General features: G+C 69.0%; 1 protein-coding gene. It reads left to right on the top strand.

The window, feature by feature from the left end; all coding sequences use genetic code 11:
• A partial coding sequence (locus BIU90_RS02745) for an aldo/keto reductase (RefSeq protein WP_139195084.1) occupies positions 1-420 on the top strand: 420 nt, incomplete at both ends.

The raw sequence follows: 420 nt of genomic DNA, 5'->3' as shown, positions 1-420 counted from the left end.
ACTACGTCGACCTGTACCAGATCCACCGCTTCGACCCGAACACGCCGGTCGAGGAGACGATGGAGGCCCTGCACGACGTCGTGAAGGCGGGCAAGGCGCGCTACATCGGCGCGAGCAGCATGTGGACGTGGCAGTTCGCCGAGATGCAGCACGTCGCCGAGCTGCACGGCTGGACGCCGTTCGTCAGCATGCAGGACCAGTACAACCTGCTCGAGCGCGAGGAAGAGCGCGAGATGCACCCCTTCTGCCGACACTCGGGCGTCGGCGTGATCCCGTGGAGCCCCCTCGCCCGCGGCAAGGTCACCCGCCCCTGGGACGCGGCCGGGTCGGGCTCGCGGTCGGACACGGACGAGTTCGGCAAGACCCTGTACCGCCAGGACGAGGACGCCAACCGCGCGATCGTCGACGCGGTGCAGCAGG

It is taken from the genome of Curtobacterium sp. MCBA15_001, from assembly GCF_001864835.1.
In the GTDB taxonomy this organism is placed as follows: domain Bacteria; phylum Actinomycetota; class Actinomycetes; order Actinomycetales; family Microbacteriaceae; genus Curtobacterium.
This window is presented reverse-complemented; position numbering and strand designations above follow the sequence as displayed.